Genomic DNA, 21606 nt, shown 5'->3' on the forward strand with positions numbered 1-21606 from the left:
GCTCGGTCCTCACTACTTCACGGCGCCCACGGCGATTCCGCGGGTGAGGGTCCGCTGGAAGACGAGGAAGAAGACGAGGGCCGGGAGTACGCCGAGGAGGGCGGCGGCGTTGGTCATCGTGGCGTCCATCAGGCGCTGCCCCTGGAGGACGCCGAGGGCCACCGACACGGTCTGGTTGTCGTTGGAGATCAGCATGACGAGCGGGAGCAGGAACTCGTTCCAGGTCCAGACGAAGAAGAAGACCAGCAGCACACCGAGGGTGGGCCGGCTGACGGGGACGACGATCCGCCACAGCACCTGCCACTTGTCGGCGCCGTCGATCCGGGCCGCCTCGATGATCTCGCGCGGGAACCGGCTCAGCACGGCGGAGAGCAGGTAGGTGCCGAAGGCCGCCTGGATCACCGTGAAGACGATGATCACGCTCAGCCGGGTGTCGTACAGACCGGCCTGCTTGCTCAGCCAGTACACCGGGTAGACCAGCGCCTCCTGCGGCAGCATGTTGGCCAGCACGAAGAAGGCCAGGACCCAGGTGCGGCCCCTGATCCGCCCGATGCCGATCGCGTACGCGTTCAGCACCGACAGGACCACCGCCGCCACCGCCACCGACCCGCTGATCAGCACCGAGTTCAGCAGCTTGCGGCTGTAGTCGACGCGCTCCCAGAAGTCCTTCAGACCGTCCAGGTACAGGCCCTCGGGCAGGCTCAACGGGCCGTTGCGCGCGTACTCCGCCGGGGACTTGACCGCGTTCACGGCGACGACCAGAAACGGGACGATCATGAAGAGGGCGGCCAGGCAGAGGGCCAGGAGGACCGGGTAGCGGCGCAGGGCTCGTACGGCCTTCATGTCCGCAGTCCTTCCTCCGCGTCCTGCGCCCGGGTCTGCAGCCGCAGGCCGGCCAGGGAGAGGACGAGGATGATCACGGTGAGCACGGTGGAGATCGCTGCGCCGTAGCCGACCTGCGTCTTCTCGAAGAACGTGGTGAAGGAGAAGTAGGAGGGGACGTTCGTCGCGCCGCCGGGGCCGCCCTTCGTCAGGACGTACACGGCGCCGAACACCTTCAGCGCGGCGATCGTGCACCAGGTCAGGACGACGTAGATCTCCGGGCGGATCTGCGCCAGCGTGATGTGCGCGAAGCGACGCCACCAGCCGGCGCCGTCCAGCTCGGCCGCCTCGTACAGCTGCGGGTCGACGCGTTGAAGTCCCGCCATGAAGACGACCAGCGGGAAGCCGAGTTGCACCCACACCATCACGCCCATGACGCTGTAGAGCGCGAGGCCGGGGTCGCCGAGCCAGTCCTGCCGCCAGGAGCCGAGGCCGACGGCCCGGAGCAGCTCGTTGAGCGAGCCGTCGTCGGGCGCGAGGATCCAGCTCCAGACGATGCCGGCGACCGCGACGGGCAGCACCTGCGGGAGATAGAAACAGGCCCGCAGGACGGCCGCCGTCCGGCTGCCGAAGTGCTTGCCGACGTAGTCGAACAGGGCGGCGGCCAGGACCAGTCCGACGGCCGTGGGGAGCACCGCCATGGCGACGACCATGAAGAGGCTGTGCCGGAAGCTCTCCCAGAACCCCACGTCGTCCAGCAGTTCGCGGTAGTTGGCGAGTCCGGCCCACTCGGGGCTGCCCACGCCCTGCCAGTCGGTGAGGCTCACCCCGGTGTTCATCAGGAACGGCACGATGACGACGGCGAGGAAGGCGAGAGCGCCGGGGAGCAGGAACAGCGCGTAGGAATCGCGGGAACGGCGCGGGTGGACGGCCCTGTCCTGCTTGCCGGTCACCCGCCCGCCGCGTTCGACGGTCACCGTCATGTCTTCGGTACGCCCTTGTCGTACGCCGCTTGCAACGCGTCCAGGTAGTCGTCGGGTTTCTCGCTGCCGGTGATCAGCTTCTGGGTCTCCGAGACGAGGACGTCGTAGAAGCCGGGGACCGGCCAGTCCGGGTAGAAGGCCAGGCCGTCGCGGCCGGACAGGGTGTTGAAGTGGGCGATGAGCTCCTTGGACTTCGGGTCGGTGATGGCGGCGGTGTCCGCCGCGACCGGGACGCCGCCCTTGTTGCCGAGCAGGTTCTGGATCTTCTTCGACAGGGTGATGTCGATGAAGTCGTAGGCGAGCTCCTTGTTGTGGGCGCTCTCGGGGACGACCCAGAGGTTGCCGCCGGAGCCCGGGGTGAGGTTCGAGCCGGGCCACAGGGTGGTGCCCCAGTCGAACGTCGCCTCGTCCTGGAAGCGGCCGTACCACCAGCTGCCGGAGAACAGGATCGGTGCCTTGCCCTGGAGGAAGGAGACGCCCGCGTCCTCGGCCTTGGCGCTGGTGGAGCTCTTGCCGATGTAGCCCTTCCTCACCCAGTCGGCGAAGGTGTCGGCCGCGTACGTCCAGGCGGCGTCGTGGAAGTCGGTCTTCCCCCGGTACAGCTCGTAGGAGTCGACCCAGGAGCGGTCCGCCCTGGACAGGGCCAGCTGGTAGACGTACTGCTGGGCCAGGTACTCGGCGCCGGAGTTGGCGAGCGGGGTGATCCCGTGCCCGGCGAAGGTGTCCATCGCCGCGACCAGGTCGTCGAACGTCTTCGGCTCGGCGAGCCGGTACTTCGCGAACAGGTCCTTGTTGAAGTACACCATCGTGTACTCGGCGTAGTCGGTCACGCCGTACCACTTGCCGGAGCCCATCACGCCGTTGCCGTCGTACCGGCTCGTGGTGCGCACGCCGGGGCTGAGCAGCTTGTCCCAGCCGCGCTTCGTCACCTCGGCGGACAGGTCGGTGAGGAGCCCCTGCCTGGAGAGCAGGCCCGCCGTCGCGTTGCCCTTGTTGTACTCCATGAGGTCGGGCGCGTCGGAGGAGTTGAGGACCATCGGGGCGGTCTTCTGGATCTGCTCGAAGCTCTTCTCCTCGAACTCCACCTTCACGCCCGGGTGCTGGGCCTCGAACTCCTTGATCGCCGCTGCCCAGGCCGCGCCCATCGCGCTGTTCGGGGCCTCGTAGTGCCACAGCCGCAGGGTCTTGGCGTCGGAGGTGCCGCCGCCGTCCGAGCCGCCGCAGGAGGCCAGGAGCAGCGATCCGGCGAGGACCGCCGCCGCGCTCGCCCATCCCCGTCGTGCCATCACACGCCTTCGTGCCGTCAACATCGCGAGCCTCCAGGGGAGTCGGATGGATCTGAGGGCGTCACGGTGCGTCCATCGAATCGATTCGATGGGTGACGTCGAAGCGCTTCGACGGGGGAAGGTATGTGGCTGCTGTGGTCACGTCAATGGGTCGGGTGGGGAAAACGGGCAATCCGGTGTTGGCGCCAGTGAACTTTCCGGCCATGCCTGGGACGGCTCGCCGCCTCTTCGGTGACGCTGCCCCTATGTCCATCTATGCCGCTTGTATGACGAAAGGCGCTGACCCCTTCGATCTTTGATGCGCAGCGAGGGATCACTTTGGCGATCGGGGTGATCGGAGTGCGACCGCCGAGGTCCGAGGAGGGGTGATTTTCAGCCATGGACAAGGCCGTGACTTCTGTCCATGTATGACGCATCGCGAGCACAGGGCCCAAGCCTGCGCTAGATTCATGGATCTGAGCGCAATGGGGTAAATGGGGCGCTGGAGCTGGGTGGGGGCCCGGTTTCGTCGACATGTGCTCAGGGTCGTCGGCGCACCCGGAACGGTTCCGTGGGGGGAAGTACACACATGAAGAATTGGCGAGAAGACGCCCAACCGGAGTGGCCGGCGGCGACATCCCCGCCCCGGGACGCGCCGGTCGTGCGGCCGGGATCCCAGAGCCTGGCCGGGATCGGGGGGCAGCCCCTGACGTCCATGACGGGAGAAAGCACCAGATACCGGTCACTGATGGATGTACCGCGTGAAAACGCTCTCCTGTCGGCCTCGAGCACCTCGAACACCTCGAACGGGATTTCCGAAAACGAACGGTCGAGCGACCTCCGGGACCCCTGGGGAGAGGCGCCCGGCGGCGCGGACGGCGAGACGAGCGACCCGGCCGAGGTGACCGTCCAGCTCGACCCCCTGAAGAAGGGGCGGCCGGACGGTTCCGACGCCGCCTCCGACGTCCCCGTGTTCGTCGACGAGTCGGGCCGGCGCAGCCGTACGTTCCGCCGTATCGGCATCGTCGTGGGTACCGCCTGCGCGGCGTACGCCGTCGTCATCGTGGCCGCGCTGCTCTCGGGCAACGCGGGCGCGCCCTGGCTGCCGGTCCCCGTGCCGGGCCAGGCCGACGAGAAGCCGGCGGCCGGCAAGGTGGACGGCACGTCGGCGCCCGACAAGTCCGCGAGCCCGCGCCACGGGGTGCCCGGCGGCACGGTTCCGGGGGGCTCGGGCGCCACCGCGACCGCGTCCGGCGCGATGCCGGGCAAGCCGGGCGCGAGTGCCGCGCCGGGTGCGTCGGGAAGCGTGGCCCCGTCGGGCAGGGCGTCCACGGCGGCTCGGCCCTCGGCGAGCGGGACCACCCGCCCCAGCGCCACGGCCACCGCCTCCTCGGCGCCCGGCCCGAGCAGTCCGGTGGTCGCGCCGACGCAGCCGTCCGCGCAGCCGCCGGCGTCCTCACCCGCAGCCTCTCCTTCCGCGTCCTCCGAGCCGTCCCCGGCCGGCGGGGCCTCCACCACGGTCGCCGACGGCCCGCCGGAACCGGCCCCGGCGGCATCGACCCCGGCAGCCTGAACGGAACCCGTGCGAGTCGCCGGCCGACCGGCCTCACGGACACCACCGGCCTCACGGACGCCACCGGCCTCGGTGCGCGGTGAACCCGGCCGCCGGGCCCCGGCTTGGGAGCGGCGGCCGACGAACACCACATCGCCGCCGCCCGCCGTGGCGCTGCGCTCGGGGCACGTGGGCGGGGGACCGCGCTCGGGGCACGTGGGCGGGGGACCGCGCTCGGGGCACTTGCGCCGGGGTTGGAGCTTTGGCTATCCGGGCCGGGGCCGGGGTTTCGGCTACCTGGGCCGTGGGCCGGGGCTTCAGCCATCCGGGCTCGGGACCGGGGCTTCGGCCTTCAGGGGGCGGGGACTTGACTTCGGCCCCTGAAGGCCAGAGCCGGGCTTCGGTATTGGGGGGGGCGGCAGTTCTCGACCGTCGGGCCGGTGCTCCGGTCACGCGGGCGGAGGGTGGCCACCGCCGTTCCACCACGGCTCCGCCACCGCGCCGGGGGCGCGGCCTCCCGCCCCCGGGGACCGGCCTCCGGGACCGGCCCCCGGACCCCCGGTCCGCCCCGGGCCCGTATCGCCGGGACCGGCACAACTGGCATGGAAACAAACCGACTTGAAGGCCCCGGCGCAACGGCTCCGGGGCGACGGCTCCGGGGCGACGGCCCCGACGTGACAGTCCCGAACCTGACGGCCCCGACCCGGCAACCCCGAACCTGACGGCCCCGACGCGACGGGGCCCGGCACATGAAGTCCGCACTTGTCAGCGATGCCTTGACGCTCGCTCCTCGCCGCTTCAGTTCGCGGCGCGTACCTCGCCCGACCTCGTCTTCGGAGAACCACCTCTCATGGCACCACGTACCAGCCGCCGCTCGACCCGACGGTCAGCTGTCGGGCAGCCCGCGCACTCGTCCGGCGGCCACGCCGCGTCCGCTTCACCGCCGACGGGGGACGCGCCAGGAGGTGAGTCGGCCGGCGGGTCGCGCGGAGGTGTGCGGCGGTCCGCCGGCCGGCGGTCCGGCCCCAGGCAGGGCCGGGGCCGCGCCCCGGGCCGCGCGGCCGGCGGCTCCGCGCATGCCGCGCCGCCGTCACCCGAGCGCCGGCGGCTGGTGTCGCTCCGGCTGCGTCATCTGCTGCCGCTCGTCGTGCTCGTCGCGATGATGGCGATGCTGATGCTGCGTGGCTATGTGCACAGCGAGATCCTCGCCGACTACCGCATCCGCCCCGAGGCCGCCGCCGACAAGGTGCCGCAGCGGGTGCTCGACGGCGGCCCGGTCGTCGACACCCGCAACGGGCAGCAGAACAGCCTGGGCGTGCCGGACCACCGGATCGTGCTCACCTTCGACGACGGGCCCGACCCGAAGTGGACCCCCGAGGTCCTCGACGTCCTGAAGAAGCACCACGCGCACGCCGTCTTCTTCATCACCGGCACCATGGCCTCCCGCTACCCGGACCTGGTCCGGCGGATGGTGGACGAGGGCCACGAGATCGGGCTGCACACCTTCAACCACCCCGACCTCTCCTACCAGTCGAAGAAGCGCATCGACTGGGAGCTCACCCAGAACCAGCTGGCCCTGGCAGGCGCCGCGGGGATCCGGACCTCGCTCTTCCGGCCGCCCTACTCCTCCAGCACGGACGCCCTCGACAACGCCTCCTGGCCCGTCACGCAGTTCGTCGGCACCCGTGGCTACCTCACCGTCTTCACCACCGCCGACAGCGAGGACTGGCGCAGGCCCGGGGTCCGGGAGATCATCCGCAACTCCACGCCGCAGGGCGGCAAGGGCGCGATCGTCCTGATGCACGACTCCGGCGGCGACCGCCACCAGACGGTCCGGGCCCTCGACACCTACCTCCCCGAACTCCAGGGCAAGGGCTACACCTTCGAGAACCTCACCGAGGCCCTGGCGGCCCCGAGCGCGCACACCCCGGTCACCGGGCTCGACCTGTGGAAGGGCAAGGCCTGGGTCTTCCTGGTCGAGGCCTCGGACGACATCACCGCCGTCCTGGTCGTCGGCCTCGCCGTCATCGGCGTCCTGGTCTTCGCCCGCTTCGGGCTGATGCTCCTGCTCTCCGCGATCCACACCCGCCGTACCCGCCGCGAGGGCTTCGTCTGGGGACCCGACGCGCCCGTCACCGAGCCGGCGTCGGTGCTCGTCCCGGCCTACAACGAGGCCAAGTGCATCGAGAGCACGGTCCGTTCGCTGATGAGGAGCGAGCACCCGATCGAGATCGTCGTCATCGACGACGGTTCCAGCGACGGCACCGCCCGGATCGTCGAGGACCTGCACCTGCCCGGTGTCCGCGTCGTCCGCCAGCTCAACGCGGGCAAGCCCGCCGCCCTCAACCGGGGCATCGCCAACGCCCGGCACGACCTCATCGTGATGATGGACGGCGACACGGTCTTCGAGCCCTCCACGGTCCGTGAACTCGTCCAGCCCTTCGCCGATCCGAAGGTCGGCGCGGTCGCCGGCAACGCCAAGGTCGGCAACAAGGACACCCTGATCGGCGCCTGGCAGCACATCGAGTACGTGATGGGCTTCAACCTCGACCGCCGCATGTACGACGTCCTGCGCTGCATGCCCACCATTCCGGGGGCCGTCGGGGCGTTCCGGCGCAGCGCGCTCGACCGGGTCGGCGGCATGAGCGACGACACGCTCGCCGAGGACACCGACATCACCATGGCCATCCACCGGGACGGCTGGCACGTCGTCTACGCGGAGAAGGCGCGCGCCTGGACCGAGGCGCCCGAGTCCGTCCAGCAGCTGTGGTCGCAGCGGTACCGCTGGTGCTACGGCACCATGCAGGCGATCTGGAAGCACCGCCGCGCCCTCGTCGAGAGCGGCCCGTCGGGCCGCTTCGGCCGCGTCGGCCTCCCGCTCGTCTCCCTCTTCATGGTCGTCGCCCCGCTCCTCGCCCCGCTCATCGACCTCTTCCTCGTCTACGGCCTGCTCTTCGGCCCGACCGGCAAGACGATCGCGGCCTGGTTCGGCGTCCTCGCCGTCCAGGCGGGCTGCGCGGCGTACGCCTTCGTCCTGGACCGTGAGCGCCTCACCCCCCTCATCTCCCTCCCGCTCCAGCAACTCCTCTACCGCCAGCTGATGTACATCGTCCTGCTCCAGTCCTGGATCACCGCCCTCACCGGCGGCCGGCTGCGCTGGCAGAAACTCCGCCGCAAGGGCCAGGTGGCGGCGCCGCCCGGCGCGGCGGCGGCGACCGCGGACGGAGGAGCGGCCTGATGAGCACCCACCCGACGGACACCACGGCCGAGTTGCCCGAACTGCCCCACGCGTCGGCCCGGACCAGCGTGCCGGAGCAGCAGGGTTGCGAGCCGCAAGGTTCCGAGCAGCAGGGTTCAGGGCAGCAGGGTTCAGGGCAGCAGGACGCCGAGAACAAGGGCGTCGAGAAGACGGACGCCGGGAAGAAGGGTGCCGCTAAGAAGGGCGGTGGCCGGGACCGCTACTTCGACCTGCTCCGGGCCATCGCCCTGTTCCGGGTCGTCTTCTACCACCTGATGGGCTGGGCCTGGCTGCCCGTCGTCTTCCCCTCCATGGGCGTGATGTTCGCGCTCGCCGGCAATCTCATGGCCCGCTCGCTGGCCCGCCGCCCCGCGCTGGGAGTCGTACGAGGCCGGCTGCGCAGGCTGCTGCCCCCGCTGTGGCTGCTGGGCGCGGTCGGTGTGACGGGCATGCTGGTGGCGGGCTGGGGGCCGGACGAGGAAGGGCACCCCGGCTGGTGGTGGCTCCACCTCGCCTACTGGATCCTGCCGCTCAGCGACCCGCCGTACGGCGAGGGCCTGCCCGGTGTGCACGGGCTGATCAGCAGCGGCTGGGCCGGCGACCTGGGCGTACCCCTCTGGTACATCCGTGCGTACCTCTGGTTCGTGCTGCTCTCCCCGTTCCTGCTGCGTGCCCTGCGCCGGCTGCCCTGGCCGACGATCCTCGCGCCCCTCGCGCTGTCCGCCACCCTGGAGTTCGGCGCGCTGTCGGTGCCGGGCTGGCGGCTGGAGGCACAGCTCAGCGACTTCGGCGCGTTCGGCGCGTGCTGGCTGCTGGGCATGGCGCACCAGGAGGGCGTGCTGCGTCGCCTGCCGCGTTACGTGGTGCCGTCCCTGGCGCCCGCGGTGGCGGGAATCGGCCTCTGGTACGCCCTGACCCACGACCTCAGGGAAGGCCACGACCTGGACGACATGCCCTTCGCCCAGTCCCTGTGGTCCTTCGCCGCGGTGCTGCTGCTCCTGCACCTGAGCCCCTCCTGGTCCGAGTGGCCGGCCGGGCTGCGCCGCTGGGACCGGCTGATCACCCTGCTCAACTCCCGTGCCGTGACGATCTACCTGTGGCACAACGTCTGCATCGGGGTCGTGGAGGCCCTGTGGGACCGGCTGTGGGGCATCTCCTGGCTGGAGACGGACGCCCCCTGGGTCCTGGAGAGCCCGTGGCCGCAACTGCCGGCCATCTGGCTGCTCACCGCGGCCTGTGTGATCTGCTTCGGCTGGGTGGAGGATCTGGCGGCCCGCCGCAGGCCACGCCTGTGGCCGGACGGCCGGGCCGGCACCGGAACGCACCGGTCCTGACCGGCGCCTTCGACCTCGAACCGGGACCGGTCCTGGACGCACTGGTCCTGACCGGCGCCTTCGACCCCGAACCGGGACCGGTCCTGGACGCACCGGTCCTGACCGGCGCCCTCGACCCCTAACCGGCCCTGGTGTGCGCATCCGTCCGCCGCTGGACGTCGCCTTACGCCGTTCGCCCGGTTCGGGGTGCGTTCCTCGGACGCCCTGGTGAGTATGGCCCGGTATGCCCGTCTGTCGGACGGGCCGGAGCCCAGGGTTTCGGGATGGAGGAACGTGAGCAGGATGCGCCGGACCATCGTTGTGGCCGTGACGGGAGTGCTGACCGCGGCGCTCTCGGTCGGGACGGCCCTCGCGGGGACCGTGTCCGACGGCGGAGGGCCGAGGCCGCCGGGGGCGAGTCCTCCGCCAGGGCCCCCGCCCTACGGCGAAAGCCCGAAGCCGCCGGGGCAGACGCCTCCGCCGGGGCCGACCCCTCCTCCGCCGGGGAGCGGCAACCCCAACGGTGAGGCATGGGCGTGGACCCAGCTGACCAGTCGGGGTGCCCAGATCCGCTATGTGACCACCGACACCTCCGGTACGTGCCCCTCCGTGCAGTACACCACGGGCACCGTGCGTGCCGCCTACCGGATGCGGCTGCTGAGCCGTCCCTCGCCGCCGCAGTTCCCCACCACGGTGTGCGAGTTGGTCGTGCCCCTCGGGGCCTACAACGCGGTGCTCGTGCGGACGACGATCGCCGCGGCCGTGCTGCACCCCGCGAACCGTGAGCTTCCGCTGCCGAACTGGACCGCGAGCACCCGTCCCGGCACCATCGGCGTCATCGGCGACTCGGGGTGCCGCGTCACGGCGGCGGGTCCCAACCAGGACTGCGCCGACCACCAGACGGGCTGGCCGTTCCAGGAGATCGCGAACAGGGTGGCCACGGTGACGCAGCCGGACCTCGTGATCCACGTCGGCGACTACCTCTACCGTGACGACCCGGCCCAGGCCAACGACACGGCGGCGAATCCGGGCTGCACGACCTCGGCGGACCGATTCACCTGGGCCTGTGTGGTCGCCGACTTCTTCAGACCGGCGGAGAGGCTGCTGACCGTGGCGCCGGTCGTGTTGGCGCGGGGCAACCACGAGGACTGCCGCACCCCACCCGCGACGGGCGGCGCGGGGGCCGCGTGGTTCCGCTACCTCGCCGACGAACTCAGAGCCGACGGATCGTGCGACCAGTACCCCGATCCGGTGGAGATCAGGGCAGGCGTCCTGCACCTTCTCAACGTGGACTCCTCGTTCGCCGACCCGGCCGACAGCGGAAGCCTCACGCAGCAGGCGACCTACACCCGGCATTTCGAAGCCGTGAACCAGGCCGCGGCGCAGCAGACCGGCCACGACTACTTCGTCGTCACCCACAAGCCCGTGTGGATGGTGAGATCGGTCGGCCCACCGCTGGAAACGTTCACCCCGGTCCTCCAAGCGGCCGTCGCCGGTACGACCCTGGGGCGGCTGGCGGACAACATCCGCATGGTCGTCTCGGGCCATGCGCACCTCTACCAGATGATCGATTTCAACACCACGCGGCCACCACAGGTGACGGTGGGCTTGTCCGGGGGAGCCCCCCTGGAGCAGGGGCCGAACGACGCCGGCGTCATCGGGAAGACGGTCGGGACGCCGCCGCAGTCCGTGAACCACTCCCTCACCCAAGGAGGGGTCTTCGGGTACGGGGTCCTGAGCCGCAACGCCGGGACCTGGGACCTCACCGCGCACGACCCGACCGGTGCGGTCCGCGGTCAGACCTGCACGCTGAGCGCGAGCACCGCCAACAAGGAGTTCGTCTGCCACTGAAGGGTGGCGTCGGCCTCGGCGGATGTGCCCCCGCCCCCGGTTCGAGGACCGGGGGCGGGGGCACTTCGCGTACGCGGACCTGCCTCAGCGCCCCTCCTGGCCTCCCGGCGCCACGGGCAGGGCCGGCGTCTCCGGCGCCGAGCCCTCCCCGAAACCTCTCACCGGCCCTCCACGCAACGTGAGAGCAACGTTCCTTTCCGGTCACCCACAGCCACAGCGCGGAAACGCGCCCTCCCTACCTTCGGGACTCATCACCGCTCATCCCCCCGAACCACCCCAGCCCCGGAGCACCGTGGAGGCGTCATGACAGCCCCGAGCACAGCCCCCGCATCCCCGCCCCCCACGAAGAAGGGGAGCCGCTGGATCGAGGAGTGGGACCCGGAGAACGAGGCCTTCTGGAACGCGAAGGGTGAGAAGATCGCCCGCCGCAACCTCGTCTTCTCCGTCCTCTCCGAGCACATCGGGTTCTCGATCTGGACGATGTGGTCCGTGCTGGTGCTCTTCATGGGCCCGGAGTACGGCCTCACCCCGGCCGACAAGTTCCTGCTGACGTCGATGGTGACGCTGGTCGGGGCGGTCGTGCGGGTGCCCTACACCTTCGCCGTCGCGGTCTTCGGCGGCCGGAACTGGACGATCATCTCGGCCGGGCTGCTGCTGATCCCCACGATCGCCGCGTTCACGGTGATGGACCCCGGGACCTCGTTCAACACGTTCCTGCTGGTCGGCCTGCTCGCGGGCATCGGCGGCGGCAACTTCGCCTCCTCCATGACCAACATCAACGCCTTCTTCCCGCTCCGTAAGAAGGGGTGGGCGCTCGGGCTCAACGCGGGCGGCGGCAACATCGGCGTGCCGGTGATCCAGCTGATCGCCCTGGCCGTCATCGGCGCCGGCGGCGGGCCGCGCGTGCTGCTGGGGATCTACATCCCGCTCATCGTCATCGCCGCCACCCTCGCCGCGCTGTTCATGGACAACCTGGCCTCGGTGAAGAACGACACGGGCGCGGCGATCGACTCCGCGAAGGACGTGCACACCTGGATCATGTCCTTCCTCTACGTCGGCACCTTCGGGTCGTTCATCGGCTACAGCTTCGCCTTCGGGCAGGTCCTGACGAACCAGTTCGGCCGGACGCCTCTCCAGGCGGCCTACCTCACCTTCATCGGCCCGCTGCTCGGCTCCCTCATCCGTCCTGTCGGCGGCTGGCTCGCCGACCGCTACGGCGGTGCCCGCATCACCCTGTACAACTACGTCGGCATGGCCGCCGCCACCGGCGTCCTGGTCTTCGCCAGCATGCAGAAGTCGCTGCCGCTCTTCGTCTCCGTCTTCGTGGTGCTGTTCGTGCTCAGCGGCCTCGGCAACGGGTCGACGTACAAGATGATCCCCGGGATCTTCCAGGCGAAGGCCGTGGCCGAGGGGCTTCAGGGCGAGGAGGCTGCCGCCTACGGCCGGCGTCTGTCCGGTGCGTCCATGGGACTGATCGGCGCGGTCGGCGCGCTCGGCGGTGTCGCGATCAACCTGGCCTTCCGGCAGTCCTTCCTGTCCTACGGTTCCGGGACCGGCGCTTTCGTCGCCTTCCTCGCCTTCTACGCGGCGTGCTTCGGGGTCACCTGGGCCGTATACCTTCGCCGCCCGTCCGGCAGGATCACGGCAGGAAGCACCGCCTCCGAGGCGAAGCAGCAGCTCAGCTACGCCGAGGTGTGACGTAACACCGGCGACATGTGGCCGAACCGAGCCTGTCACGCACCGTTGACAGGCTCGTCGGCATGTAGGTCAAACGGGACTCGAGCGGGACGAGAGTTATGTACGAGCAACAGCAGCGATCCGATGCCGGCCCTCAGGGCGCCGTCGAACACGGGCCCCTCGCGGGCTTCACCGTGGGCGTGACGGCCGCGCGCCGGGCCGAGGAGCTCAGCGCGCTGCTCCAGCGGCGTGGGGCGGCGGTGCTGCACGCGCCCGCCCTGCGGATCGTGCCGCTCGCCGACGACGGTGAGCTGCTCGCCGCCACGAAGGAGCTCATCGACCAGGTGCCGGACGTCGTGGTCGCCACCACGGCCATCGGCTTCCGCGGCTGGATCGAGGCCGCCGACGGCTGGGGGCTCGGCGAGCAGTTGCTCGAAAAGCTGGGCGGCGTCGAGCTGCTGGCCCGCGGCCCCAAGGTCAAGGGCGCCGTGCGGGCCGCCGGGCTGACGGAGGACTGGTCGCCGTCCAGCGAGTCCATGGCCGAGGTGCTCGACCGGCTCCTGGAGGAGGGCGTCGACGGGCGCCGGGTCGCCGTCCAGCTGCACGGTGAGCCGCTGCCCGGGTTCGTGGAGTCGCTGCGGGTCGCGGGTGCGGAGGTCGTGGGGGTGCCCGTCTACCGGTGGATGCCGCCTGAGGACGTCTCGCCGCTCGACCGGCTCCTCGACGCGGCCGTCTCCCGCGGACTGGACGCGATCACCTTCACCTCCGCGCCCGCCGCCGCCTCCCTGCTGTCGCGTGCGGAGGAACGCGGCCTGCTGCCCGAGCTGCTCGCCGCCCTCGCCCACGATGTGCTGCCCGCCTGCGTGGGTCCGGTCACCGCCCTGCCGCTCCAGGGGCACGGCGTGGACACCGTCCAGCCGGAGCGGTTCCGGCTCGGGCCGCTCGTGCAACTGCTGTGCCAGGAGCTGCCGTCGCGGTCCCGTGCGCTGCCGATCGCCGGGCACCGGGTGGAGATCCGGGGCCACGCCGTGCTGGTGGACGGGTCTCTGAGGCCGGTGCCACCGGCGGGAATGTCCTTGCTGCGGGCGCTGTCCCGGCGGCCGGGGTGGGTCGTGCCGCGCTCCGATCTGCTGCGGGCGTTGCCCGGCGCCGGGCGGGACGAGCACGCCGTCGAGACGGCGATGGCCCGGCTGCGAACGGCCCTCGGGGCGCCGAAGTTGATCCAGACGGTGGTGAAGCGGGGGTACCGGCTGGCCCTGGACCCGGCCGCGGACGCGAAGTACGCCGACGAGTAGGCGGGCTGTATCGGCACCGGAGCCGGTCCGGCCAGGAGCCGCGTCACCGGGGGCCGCCGCCCCGGGGCCTCCGCTTCGGCCCCGAAAGGGCCTCGTCCTCAATCGCCGGACGGGCTGGTGATTGGCACCCGGCGCTGGCACTGTGAAGGGACGGATTCCCGAGCAGTGCCCCTCGGTTGGCGGTGACACGCGCATGGACGAGCTCCGGTTCGACGCCGGGCGGATCTGTCTCGACCTGCTCGCGACCGCGCATCCCCTGGAACGGCTCGACGCCGTCGTGCCGTTGTGCGCGTGGATCCGCGGCTCCGGACTCGTCCCGCCGGACACCCCGCTCACCCACGCCGACGCCTCCTGGCCGCCCGCCTTCCGTGAACTGCGTCGCAATACGGGACAGTTGGTGCACGGGTGGCTCGACCGGCACGACGCCGGTTCGTACGACCCCGCCCTGGCCCGCGTCAACGACGCCGCCCGGGCCGTTCCCCCGGCCCCGCGTGCCGTGCGCGGCGAAGACGGTGGGCTCGTGCGCGAGTTGGCCGGACCGCCGGCGTGTGTCGCGCTGCTGGCCGCCGTGGCCCGGGACGCGGTGGAGCTGCTCACCGATCCGGTGGCCCGGGCAGGGCTGCGGCAGTGCGCGGGGGACAACTGCCCGATCGTCTATGTCGACATGTCCCGGGGCCGCCGGCGCCGTTGGTGTTCCAGCGAGGTCTGCGGGAACCGGGAGCGGGTGGCGCGGCACCGTCGGCGGGCGGCGCTCGCCTCACGGCCGTAACTCCCGTGCCGGGTATGCGGCTTTCGTAGAGGTGCCCCCGACCGTCTGTCGAAGTGATTTCGATTACACGCCGTTTACCCGAGCCGCGCGCCGGGCAGTCGCCGCGATCTTGTCGATGTGGCGAAAATGTAAAGAAAAAGCGGTGGGAATGTGCCGCCATGTCCCCGCTCGTCATGACACCCCGAAGAAAAGTGTCTCCTCGGTTTGAACGCTCAACACCCCGCTTGCGTACCCGTCGTCGAGCGACCGACTGGGGGATCCCCCGGACACCGGAGGTGGGCGTGCGCAAGGATGCGGCCGTGGCCAATGAACGTGGATCGAGGGCCCGACATCGCATGTCCCAGCCCTCGGAACCTGACGAGGAGCTGATGCGTGCTCTGTATCGGGAGCATGCCGGACCCCTGCTTGCGTATGTCCTGCGCCTGGTTGCCGGAGACCGGCAGCGCGCCGAGGACGTCGTGCAGGAGACGCTCATCCGTGCCTGGAAGAACGCCGGTCAGCTCAATCGTGCGACCGGATCTGTACGCCCCTGGCTGGTGACGGTCGCACGCCGCATCGTCATCGACGGCCACCGCAGCCGGCAGGCCCGGCCGCAGGAGGTCGACCCGTCGCCGCTGGAGGTCATTCCTGCGGAGGACGAGATCGACAAGGCGCTGTGGCTGATGACGCTGTCCGACGCGCTCGACGACCTGACCCCGGCCCACCGGGAGGTGCTCGTCGAGACGTATTTCAAGGGGCGTACCGTCAATGAGGCGGCCGAGACGCTGGGGATACCCAGCGGCACCGTGCGCTCACGGGTCTTCTATGCCCTGCGGTCGATGAAGCTGGCTCTGGAGGAGCGGGGGGTGACGGCGTGATGAGCGTTTACGGGGGATTCGGAGCAGGTGGTTCGGGTATGTCTGGACCCATGCAGGGATCTACGGGATCTCCGAGCCCGAGCGAACACGAGACCGTCGGCGCCTACGCCCTCGGGATTCTCGACGACGCCGAAGCAACCGCTTTCGAGATGCATCTCGCCGGCTGCGAGTGGTGCGCCCAGCAGCTCGACGAGCTCGCCGGCATGGAACCCATGCTGGCCGCCCTCGCGGACCTGCCGGGCACCGGCACCCCGGCGATCGGCGAGTCCCTGTCCGCCCGCCCCAGCCCGCGACTCGCGGAACGGCTGGTCGACGAGGTGTCCGAGCGCCGCGCGGTCAAGCGCCGCCGCTCGTTCTTCCTGGTGGCGGCCGCGGCCGCGCTGATCATCGGCGGCCCGCTCACCGTGCTCGCGGCGACCGGCGGCGACAGCGGCACCAAGGGCACGGAGGCGAGCTCCACCAAGTCGGCCAACGCCGCCAAGGACACCTTCGCGACGCTCAGCGACCGGGTCTCCGCGACCGACTCCGCCTCCAAGGTCTCCGCGACCGTCGCCATGGGCGAGAAGGCCTGGGGCACGGAGATCGGCGTCGAGCTGAAGAACGTCACGGGCCCGGAGAAGTGCTCGCTCATCGCCGTCGGCAAGAACGGCGAGCGCGAGACGGTCTCCTCCTGGTCGGTCCCGGAGTGGGGCTACGGCATCGCGAACGCCAAGACCGAGCAGGCCAAGAACCCGCTCTACGTCGTGGGCGGCGCCGCTTTCAAGACCAACGAGATCGACCACTTCGAGGTCATGACCTTCGACGGCAAGAAGCTCGTCCAGATCGACGCGTAACTTCCTACACGGGGTCCCCTTCGCGTACGGTTGACGGCTGCCCAGCACGTCAGAAGGGGGCCCGGTGGCCGTTCAGGCACAGCAGGAAACCGCGGTCGGATCGGTTCGGCACACCGCGCCGGATTCGGTGCGGGACCGAGAGATCGGCATCGAACAGGAACACCTCGACCGGGTGTACCGGCGCCTCGAGGAGAAGATCCACGAGGCGGAGTTCCTGATGCACGACGCGGCCAAGCGAGGGCAGGTCGGCACGCCCGGCGCCCTCGCCGAGCGGGACGCCCAGGTGTTCCGCGCCGGCGTCCACCTCAACCGGCTCAACAACGAGTTCGAGGACTTCCTGTTCGGGCGGATCGACCTGCTCGCCGGGAAGGACGGCAGGAAGGGCCCCGACGGCGCCTACACCGCCGTCGAGCCCGCCGAGGGGGCCGTCCGCCCCGACAACACCGCCGACATCGCCGAAACGCTCCACATCGGCCGTATCGGAGTCCTCGACTCCGAATACGCCCCGCTGGTCATCGACTGGCGGGCACCGGCCGCGGCGCCGTTCTACCGGTCGACCCCGGTCGACCCGGGGCGCGTCGTACGGCGCCGGGTGATCCGCTCGAAGGGGCGTCGCGTCCTCGGCGTCGAGGACGACCTGATGCGTCCCGAGCTGAAGGCGGTCCTGGACGGCGGCGAACTGCCCGTCATCGGCGACGGCGCCCTCATGGCCGCCCTCGGACAGGCCCGCAGCCACACCATGCGCGACATCGTCGCCTCCATCCAGGCCGAGCAGGACCTGGTCATCCGCGCCCCCGCCGCCTCCGTCACCTACGTCGAGGGCGGGCCGGGCACCGGAAAGACCGCCGTCGCGCTGCACCGGGCCGCCTATCTGCTCTACCAGGACCGGCGCCGGTACGCGGGCGGCATCCTGATCGTCTCGCCCACGCCGCTGCTCGTGGCGTACACCGAGGGCGTGCTGCCCTCGCTCGGCGAGGAGGGCCAGGTCGCCATCCGCGCCATCGGCTCCCTCGTCGACGGCGCCGAGGCCACCCTGTACGACTCCCCGGCGGTGGCCCGGGCCAAGGGGTCGTACCGCATGCTCAAGGTGCTGCGGAAGGCGGCGCGCGGCGCGCTGGAGAGCGGCGGCCGGGCCCCGGCACAGCTTGCCTTCGGCGACCTCGACGAGGAGGCCGGTGCGGCCCCCGCGCCCACCGGGACACCCACCCGGCTGCGGGTCGTCGCCTTCGGCCGGCGTCTGGAGCTGGAGGCCGCCGACCTGGACCGCGTCCGGCAGAGCGCCCTCAGCGGCACCGCCCCGGTGAACCTCCTGCGCCCCCGCGCCCGCAAGCTGCTCCTGGACGCGCTGTGGGAGCGCTCCGGCGCGGCCGGCCGGCACAGCGACCCCGAACTCGCCGCCGAACTGCGCTCCTCCTTCGACGAGGACGTGAGCACCGAGGACGCGTTCATCGCCTTCCTCGACGCCTGGTGGCCCGAGCTGACGCCGGAGGCGGTGCTCACCGCCATGGCCGACGAACGCCGGCTCGGCCGCTGGGCCCGGCGCATCCTCAACCCCGGCGAGGTCCGCAAGGTCGCCCGCGCCCTCAAGCGGGACGGCCGCTCGGTGCACGACATCGCCATGCTCGACGAGCTCGAGGCGATCCTCGGCGCGCCGTTCCGCCCGAAGAAGCGGCGCGAGTACGACCCGCTGGACCAGCTCACCGGCCTGGAGGAGCTGATGCCGGTGCGCGAGGAGACGCAGCGCGAGCGCGCCGAGCGGCTCGCCCAGGAACGCACCGAGTACGCGCACGTGATCGTGGACGAGGCACAGGACCTCACCCCGATGCAGTGGCGCATGGTCGGCCGCCGCGGCCGGCACGCCACCTGGACGGTCGTCGGCGACCCGGCCCAGTCCTCCTGGTCCGACCCCGACGAGGCAGCCGAGGCCCGCGACGAGGCCCTCGGCACCCGCCCGCGCCGCCGCTTCCAGCTGACCGTGAACTACCGCAACCCGGCCGAGATCGCCGAGCTGGCCGCGAAGGTGCTGGCCCTGGCCATGCCCGGCGCCGAATCCCCGTCGGCGGTCAGGTCGACGGGGGTCGTGCCGCGCTTCGAGGCCGTCACCGACACCCTGGGCGCCACCGTCCGCGCGGAGGCGCGGCGTCTGCTGGAGCGGGTCGACGGCACCGTCGGCGTCGTGGTCGCCATGAACCGCCGCGAGGAGGCGAGACGCTGGCTCGCCGGGCTGGGCGACCGGGTGGTGGCCCTCGGCAGCCTCGAGGCCAAGGGCCTGGAGTACGACGCCACGGTCGTCGTCTCACCTGCGGAGATCGCGGACGAGAGCCCGGCCGGCCTGCGGGTGCTGTACGTGGCCCTCACCCGGGCGACGCAGCAGCTCACGGTCGTCTCCGGGGACCGCGACGAGCCGGACGCGAACGGCGTCCCGGACCTTCTGAGGGACTGAACAGCTGACCGTTTCCTGTGAACTCCCCGGACGGGAATGGTCTTCTGCCATCCGTTTGTTAGCCTGGTCGTGACACCGGCTCGATCCAAGCCCCCGGGCCCAACCTTCGTCGCTACGAGCGACCACTTGCCGCGAGGCGAGCATGGCGGGCCGGTGTCGTGAACGTGCGAGAGGCCCACATCACCCTGTGATGTGGGCCTCTCGCATTGCCTTCCCCTGGCCTCCTCATCGCCTCCTTCTGGCCCCCTCGCGGCCCCGTCCCGGCGCCTCCACCGACTTGATTGAGAACAAAACGATCGCAATCCGGGGCGGCTTTCATGTACTCGTCGGTAGGTGCGACGATCGGAAGGCAAACCCGCGACCCAGCAGTGCAGAGGAAGTCGGCCATGGCAACGGCGCCCAGCGTCTCCTACTCGATCACGGTCCGTCTGGAGGTGCCCGCGAGCGGAACGGCGGTCTCCCAGATCACCACGGCCGTGGAGTCCCACGGAGGCTCGGTGACCGGCCTCGACGTCACCGCGTCCGGCCACGAGAAGCTCCGCATCGACGTCACCATCGCCGCCACCTCCACCGCCCACGCCGACGAGATCGTCGTGCAGCTGCGCGGCATCGAGGGCGTCACCCTCGGCAAGGTCTCCGACCGTACGTTCCTGATGCACCTCGGCGGCAAGATCGAGATGCAGTCGAAGCACCCCATCCGCAACCGTGACGACCTCTCGATGATCTACACGCCCGGCGTGGCCCGCGTCTGCATGGCGATCGCCGAGAACCCCGAGGACGCCCGCCGCCTCACGATCAAGCGCAACTCCGTTGCGGTCGTGACGGACGGCTCTGCCGTGCTGGGCCTTGGCAACATCGGCCCGAAGGCCGCGCTGCCGGTCATGGAGGGCAAGGCGGCCCTCTTCAAGCGGTTCGCCGGCATCGACGCCTGGCCGCTGTGCCTGGACACCCAGGACACCGACGCGATCGTCGAGATCGTCAAGGCCATCGCCCCCGGCTTCGCGGGCATCAACCTCGAGGACATCTCCGCCCCCCGCTGCTTCGAGATCGAGGCCCGGCTGCGCGAGGCCCTCGACATCCCCGTCTTCCACGACGACCAGCACGGCACCGCGATCGTCGTCCTCGCCTCCCTCACGAACGCCCTGCGTGTCGTGAACAAGGGCATCGGCGACGTGCGGGTCGTCATGTCCGGCGCCGGCGCGGCCGGCACCGCCATCCTCAAGCTGCTGCTCGCGGCCGGCGTGAAGAACGCGGTCGTCGCCGACATCCACGGTGTCGTGCACGCGGACCGCGCGGACCTGGTCGACGCGGCCCCGGACTCGGCGCTGTGCTGGATCGCCGACAACACCAACCCCGAGGGCCTCACGGGCACCCTGAAGGAGGCCGTGCGCGGCGCGGACGTCTTCATCGGCGTCTCCGCCCCGAACGTCCTCGACGGCGACGACGTGGCCGCCATGGCCGACGACGCGATCGTGTTCGCGCTCGCGAATCCGGACCCTGAGGTCGACCCGGCGATCGCCCGCCAGACGGCCGCCGTCGTGGCCACCGGCCGCTCCGACTTCCCCAACCAGATCAACAACGTGCTGGTCTTCCCGGGCGTCTTCCGCGGCCTGCTGGACGCGCAGTCCCGCACCGTCAACACCGAGATGATGCTCGCGGCCGCGAAGGCCCTCGCGGAGGTCGTGAGCGACGACGAGCTCAACCCGAACTACATCATCCCGAGCGTCTTCAACGACAAGGTCGCCGGCGCGGTCGCGGGTGCGGTGCGCGAGGCCGCGAAGGCCGCGGGAGTGTCAGCCTCGTAGGTCGGGGCATGCGAGTGGGCGGGGGCCGTCAAGATCCCCGTGGCGGGGGCTGTGAGCATCGCCACGGTGGCCCCTGTGACGGCGCGTCGCGGAACCTCGCGCCGCGGACGGCCCTCTAGGGTTGCGCCCGACCCAACCGCCCTTCGTGTGACTCCCAAGGGTTGTCTCACGGCTCCGAGCGGGTGCCGGATTGGCTTTCGCGCCGCTGGTAGGGGCAGGATGCGTCTCTGGGCGCGTGCACAACGACTTCGCTGTGCCCAACATGCGGCTCCGCCGCGTGGCACGCCGCAACGGCAAGAAGAACACGGGAGTAACAACATGAACCGCAGTGAGCTGGTGGCCGCGCTGGCCGACCGCGCCGAGGTGACCCGCAAGGACGCCGACGCAGTGCTGGCCGCGTTCGCCGAGGTCGTCGGCGACATCGTCTCCAAGGGCGACGAGAAGGTCACGATCCCCGGCTTCCTGACCTTCGAGCGCACCCACCGTGCCGCTCGCACCGCCCGCAACCCGCAGACCGGTGACCCGATCCAGATCCCGGCCGGCTACAGCGTCAAGGTCTCCGCGGGCTCGAAGCTCAAGGAAGCGGCAAAGGGCAAGTGACCTTGCCGTCTACGCCTCACCGGAGGGTGTACGGCGCGTAGGCAACGTGATGGGGCGGCACCCGGTTTCCGGGTGCCGCCCCATCGTTGTGCGCTCACACATGGCCTCAGGCCCCGTCCGGGCCGGTTTTCCGCCGACCCGGACGATGCGTGTCAGCCCGGCGCCCTTCCCCGGGAGGGAGGTCGTCCCGGGCCGGGGTGAGGGGTGGGGTCAGCCGAGTGCTTTGCCCGGCAGCTCGACCTTCGCGCCCAGCTCCACGAGCTTCTCCATGCTGTGCCTGCCCGGGGGCGACCCCCGGACCCC

16 protein-coding genes are annotated in these 21606 nt (G+C 71.0%); 13 read left to right on the forward strand and 3 right to left on the reverse strand.

Annotated features, from left to right (window positions below; translation table 11 throughout):
- Window positions 1-12 precede the first annotated feature (12 nt).
- Genes QQM72_RS25780 through QQM72_RS25790 form a run of 3 tightly spaced genes read right to left on the reverse strand, consistent with a single transcriptional unit; the run spans window position 13 to window position 3115 of the window.
- On the reverse strand, window positions 13-843 hold the full coding sequence (locus QQM72_RS25780) for a carbohydrate ABC transporter permease (protein ID WP_314223229.1): 831 nt from the start codon (window positions 841-843) through the stop codon (window positions 13-15).
- Window positions 840-1805 carry a carbohydrate ABC transporter permease gene (locus QQM72_RS25785; RefSeq protein WP_314223230.1) on the reverse strand — a complete coding sequence of 322 codons (966 nt, stop codon included), beginning with the start codon at window positions 1803-1805 and terminating at the stop codon, window positions 840-842. The genes QQM72_RS25780 and QQM72_RS25785 overlap by 4 nt, the downstream gene beginning before the upstream one ends.
- Window positions 1802-3115 carry an ABC transporter substrate-binding protein gene (locus tag QQM72_RS25790; protein WP_314223231.1) on the reverse strand — a complete coding sequence of 438 codons (1314 nt, stop codon included), beginning with the start codon at window positions 3113-3115 and terminating at the stop codon, window positions 1802-1804. Before QQM72_RS25790 ends, QQM72_RS25785 begins: the two co-directional genes overlap by 4 nt.
- A gap of 703 nt (window positions 3116-3818) precedes the next feature.
- Here QQM72_RS25790 and QQM72_RS25795 point away from each other — a divergent pair.
- The 13 genes from QQM72_RS25795 to QQM72_RS25855 all read left to right on the forward strand — a co-directional run bounded on the left by QQM72_RS25795 (window position 3819) and on the right by QQM72_RS25855 (window position 21303).
- Entirely contained in the window at window positions 3819-4643 is an 825-nt protein-coding gene (locus QQM72_RS25795) for a hypothetical protein (protein WP_314223232.1), read from the forward strand.
- Between the two features lie 1138 nt (window positions 4644-5781).
- Window positions 5782-7860: a bifunctional polysaccharide deacetylase/glycosyltransferase family 2 protein gene (locus QQM72_RS25800; protein WP_314223346.1), complete on the forward strand. Its 2079-nt coding sequence runs from the start codon at window positions 5782-5784 to the stop codon at window positions 7858-7860.
- A complete protein-coding gene (locus QQM72_RS25805; RefSeq protein ID WP_314223233.1) occupies window positions 7860-9194 on the forward strand; it encodes an acyltransferase family protein in 1335 nt (444 codons plus the stop codon). The genes QQM72_RS25800 and QQM72_RS25805 overlap by 1 nt, the downstream gene beginning before the upstream one ends.
- Window positions 9152-9316, forward strand: a complete 165-nt coding sequence (locus QQM72_RS25810; RefSeq protein ID WP_314223234.1) for a hypothetical protein — start codon at window positions 9152-9154, stop codon at window positions 9314-9316. Before QQM72_RS25805 ends, QQM72_RS25810 begins: the two co-directional genes overlap by 43 nt.
- A gap of 433 nt (window positions 9317-9749) precedes the next feature.
- The gene (locus QQM72_RS25815; RefSeq protein ID WP_314223235.1) at window positions 9750-11024 is read left to right on the forward strand and encodes a metallophosphoesterase; all 1275 of its coding nucleotides are present in this window, start codon (window positions 9750-9752) and stop codon (window positions 11022-11024) included.
- A 303-nt stretch (window positions 11025-11327) separates the two neighbouring features.
- On the forward strand, window positions 11328-12722 hold the full coding sequence (locus tag QQM72_RS25820) for a nitrate/nitrite transporter (RefSeq protein WP_314223236.1): 1395 nt from the start codon (window positions 11328-11330) through the stop codon (window positions 12720-12722).
- A 98-nt stretch (window positions 12723-12820) separates the two neighbouring features.
- Window positions 12821-13996: a uroporphyrinogen-III synthase gene (locus QQM72_RS25825; RefSeq protein WP_314223237.1), complete on the forward strand. Its 1176-nt coding sequence runs from the start codon at window positions 12821-12823 to the stop codon at window positions 13994-13996.
- 193 nt (window positions 13997-14189) lie between these two features.
- A complete protein-coding gene (locus QQM72_RS25830; protein WP_314223238.1) occupies window positions 14190-14765 on the forward strand; it encodes a CGNR zinc finger domain-containing protein in 576 nt (191 codons plus the stop codon).
- Window positions 14766-15100: 335 nt separating this feature from the next.
- Window positions 15101-15622 (forward strand): sigma-70 family RNA polymerase sigma factor, encoded by a 522-nt coding sequence (locus QQM72_RS25835; protein ID WP_010039908.1) that lies wholly within the window; start codon window positions 15101-15103, stop codon window positions 15620-15622.
- A 50-nt stretch (window positions 15623-15672) separates the two neighbouring features.
- Window positions 15673-16455, forward strand: a complete 783-nt coding sequence (locus QQM72_RS25840) for an anti-sigma factor family protein (protein WP_314223239.1) — start codon at window positions 15673-15675, stop codon at window positions 16453-16455.
- A 64-nt stretch (window positions 16456-16519) separates the two neighbouring features.
- The gene (locus QQM72_RS25845) at window positions 16520-18898 is read left to right on the forward strand and encodes a HelD family protein (RefSeq protein WP_314223240.1); all 2379 of its coding nucleotides are present in this window, start codon (window positions 16520-16522) and stop codon (window positions 18896-18898) included.
- A gap of 386 nt (window positions 18899-19284) precedes the next feature.
- The gene (locus QQM72_RS25850) at window positions 19285-20703 is read left to right on the forward strand and encodes an NAD-dependent malic enzyme (RefSeq protein WP_314223241.1); all 1419 of its coding nucleotides are present in this window, start codon (window positions 19285-19287) and stop codon (window positions 20701-20703) included.
- A 318-nt stretch (window positions 20704-21021) separates the two neighbouring features.
- Window positions 21022-21303, forward strand: a complete 282-nt coding sequence (locus QQM72_RS25855; protein WP_004000874.1) for an HU family DNA-binding protein — start codon at window positions 21022-21024, stop codon at window positions 21301-21303.
- Window positions 21304-21606: the final 303 nt, after the last annotated feature.

The sequence above is a fragment of the Streptomyces zaehneri genome (assembly GCF_032248645.1).
GTDB classification, from domain to species: Bacteria; Actinomycetota; Actinomycetes; order Streptomycetales; family Streptomycetaceae; genus Streptomyces; species Streptomyces coriariae.

Excerpts from the sequence above, each read along its gene's own strand:
- QQM72_RS25800 (WP_314223346.1), top strand. The coding sequence starts at position 5,782 with ATGATGGCGATGCTGATGCTGCGTGGCTATGTGCACAGCGAGATCCTC.
- QQM72_RS25830 (WP_314223238.1), top strand. The coding sequence starts at position 14,190 with ATGGACGAGCTCCGGTTCGACGCCGGGCGGATCTGTCTCGACCTGCTC.
- QQM72_RS25795 (WP_314223232.1), top strand. The coding sequence starts at position 3,819 with ATGGATGTACCGCGTGAAAACGCTCTCCTGTCGGCCTCGAGCACCTCG.
- QQM72_RS25790 (WP_314223231.1), bottom strand. The coding sequence starts at position 3,115 with ATGTTGACGGCACGAAGGCGTGTGATGGCACGACGGGGATGGGCGAGC.
- QQM72_RS25785 (WP_314223230.1), bottom strand. The coding sequence starts at position 1,805 with ATGACGGTGACCGTCGAACGCGGCGGGCGGGTGACCGGCAAGCAGGAC.
- QQM72_RS25835 (WP_010039908.1), top strand. The coding sequence starts at position 15,101 with ATGTCCCAGCCCTCGGAACCTGACGAGGAGCTGATGCGTGCTCTGTAT.
- QQM72_RS25820 (WP_314223236.1), top strand. The coding sequence starts at position 11,328 with ATGACAGCCCCGAGCACAGCCCCCGCATCCCCGCCCCCCACGAAGAAG.
- QQM72_RS25805 (WP_314223233.1), top strand. The coding sequence starts at position 7,860 with ATGAGCACCCACCCGACGGACACCACGGCCGAGTTGCCCGAACTGCCC.
- QQM72_RS25855 (WP_004000874.1), top strand. The coding sequence starts at position 21,022 with ATGAACCGCAGTGAGCTGGTGGCCGCGCTGGCCGACCGCGCCGAGGTG.
- QQM72_RS25850 (WP_314223241.1), top strand. The coding sequence starts at position 19,285 with ATGGCAACGGCGCCCAGCGTCTCCTACTCGATCACGGTCCGTCTGGAG.
- QQM72_RS25840 (WP_314223239.1), top strand. The coding sequence starts at position 15,673 with ATGCAGGGATCTACGGGATCTCCGAGCCCGAGCGAACACGAGACCGTC.
- QQM72_RS25825 (WP_314223237.1), top strand. The coding sequence starts at position 12,821 with ATGTACGAGCAACAGCAGCGATCCGATGCCGGCCCTCAGGGCGCCGTC.
- QQM72_RS25780 (WP_314223229.1), bottom strand. The coding sequence starts at position 843 with ATGAAGGCCGTACGAGCCCTGCGCCGCTACCCGGTCCTCCTGGCCCTC.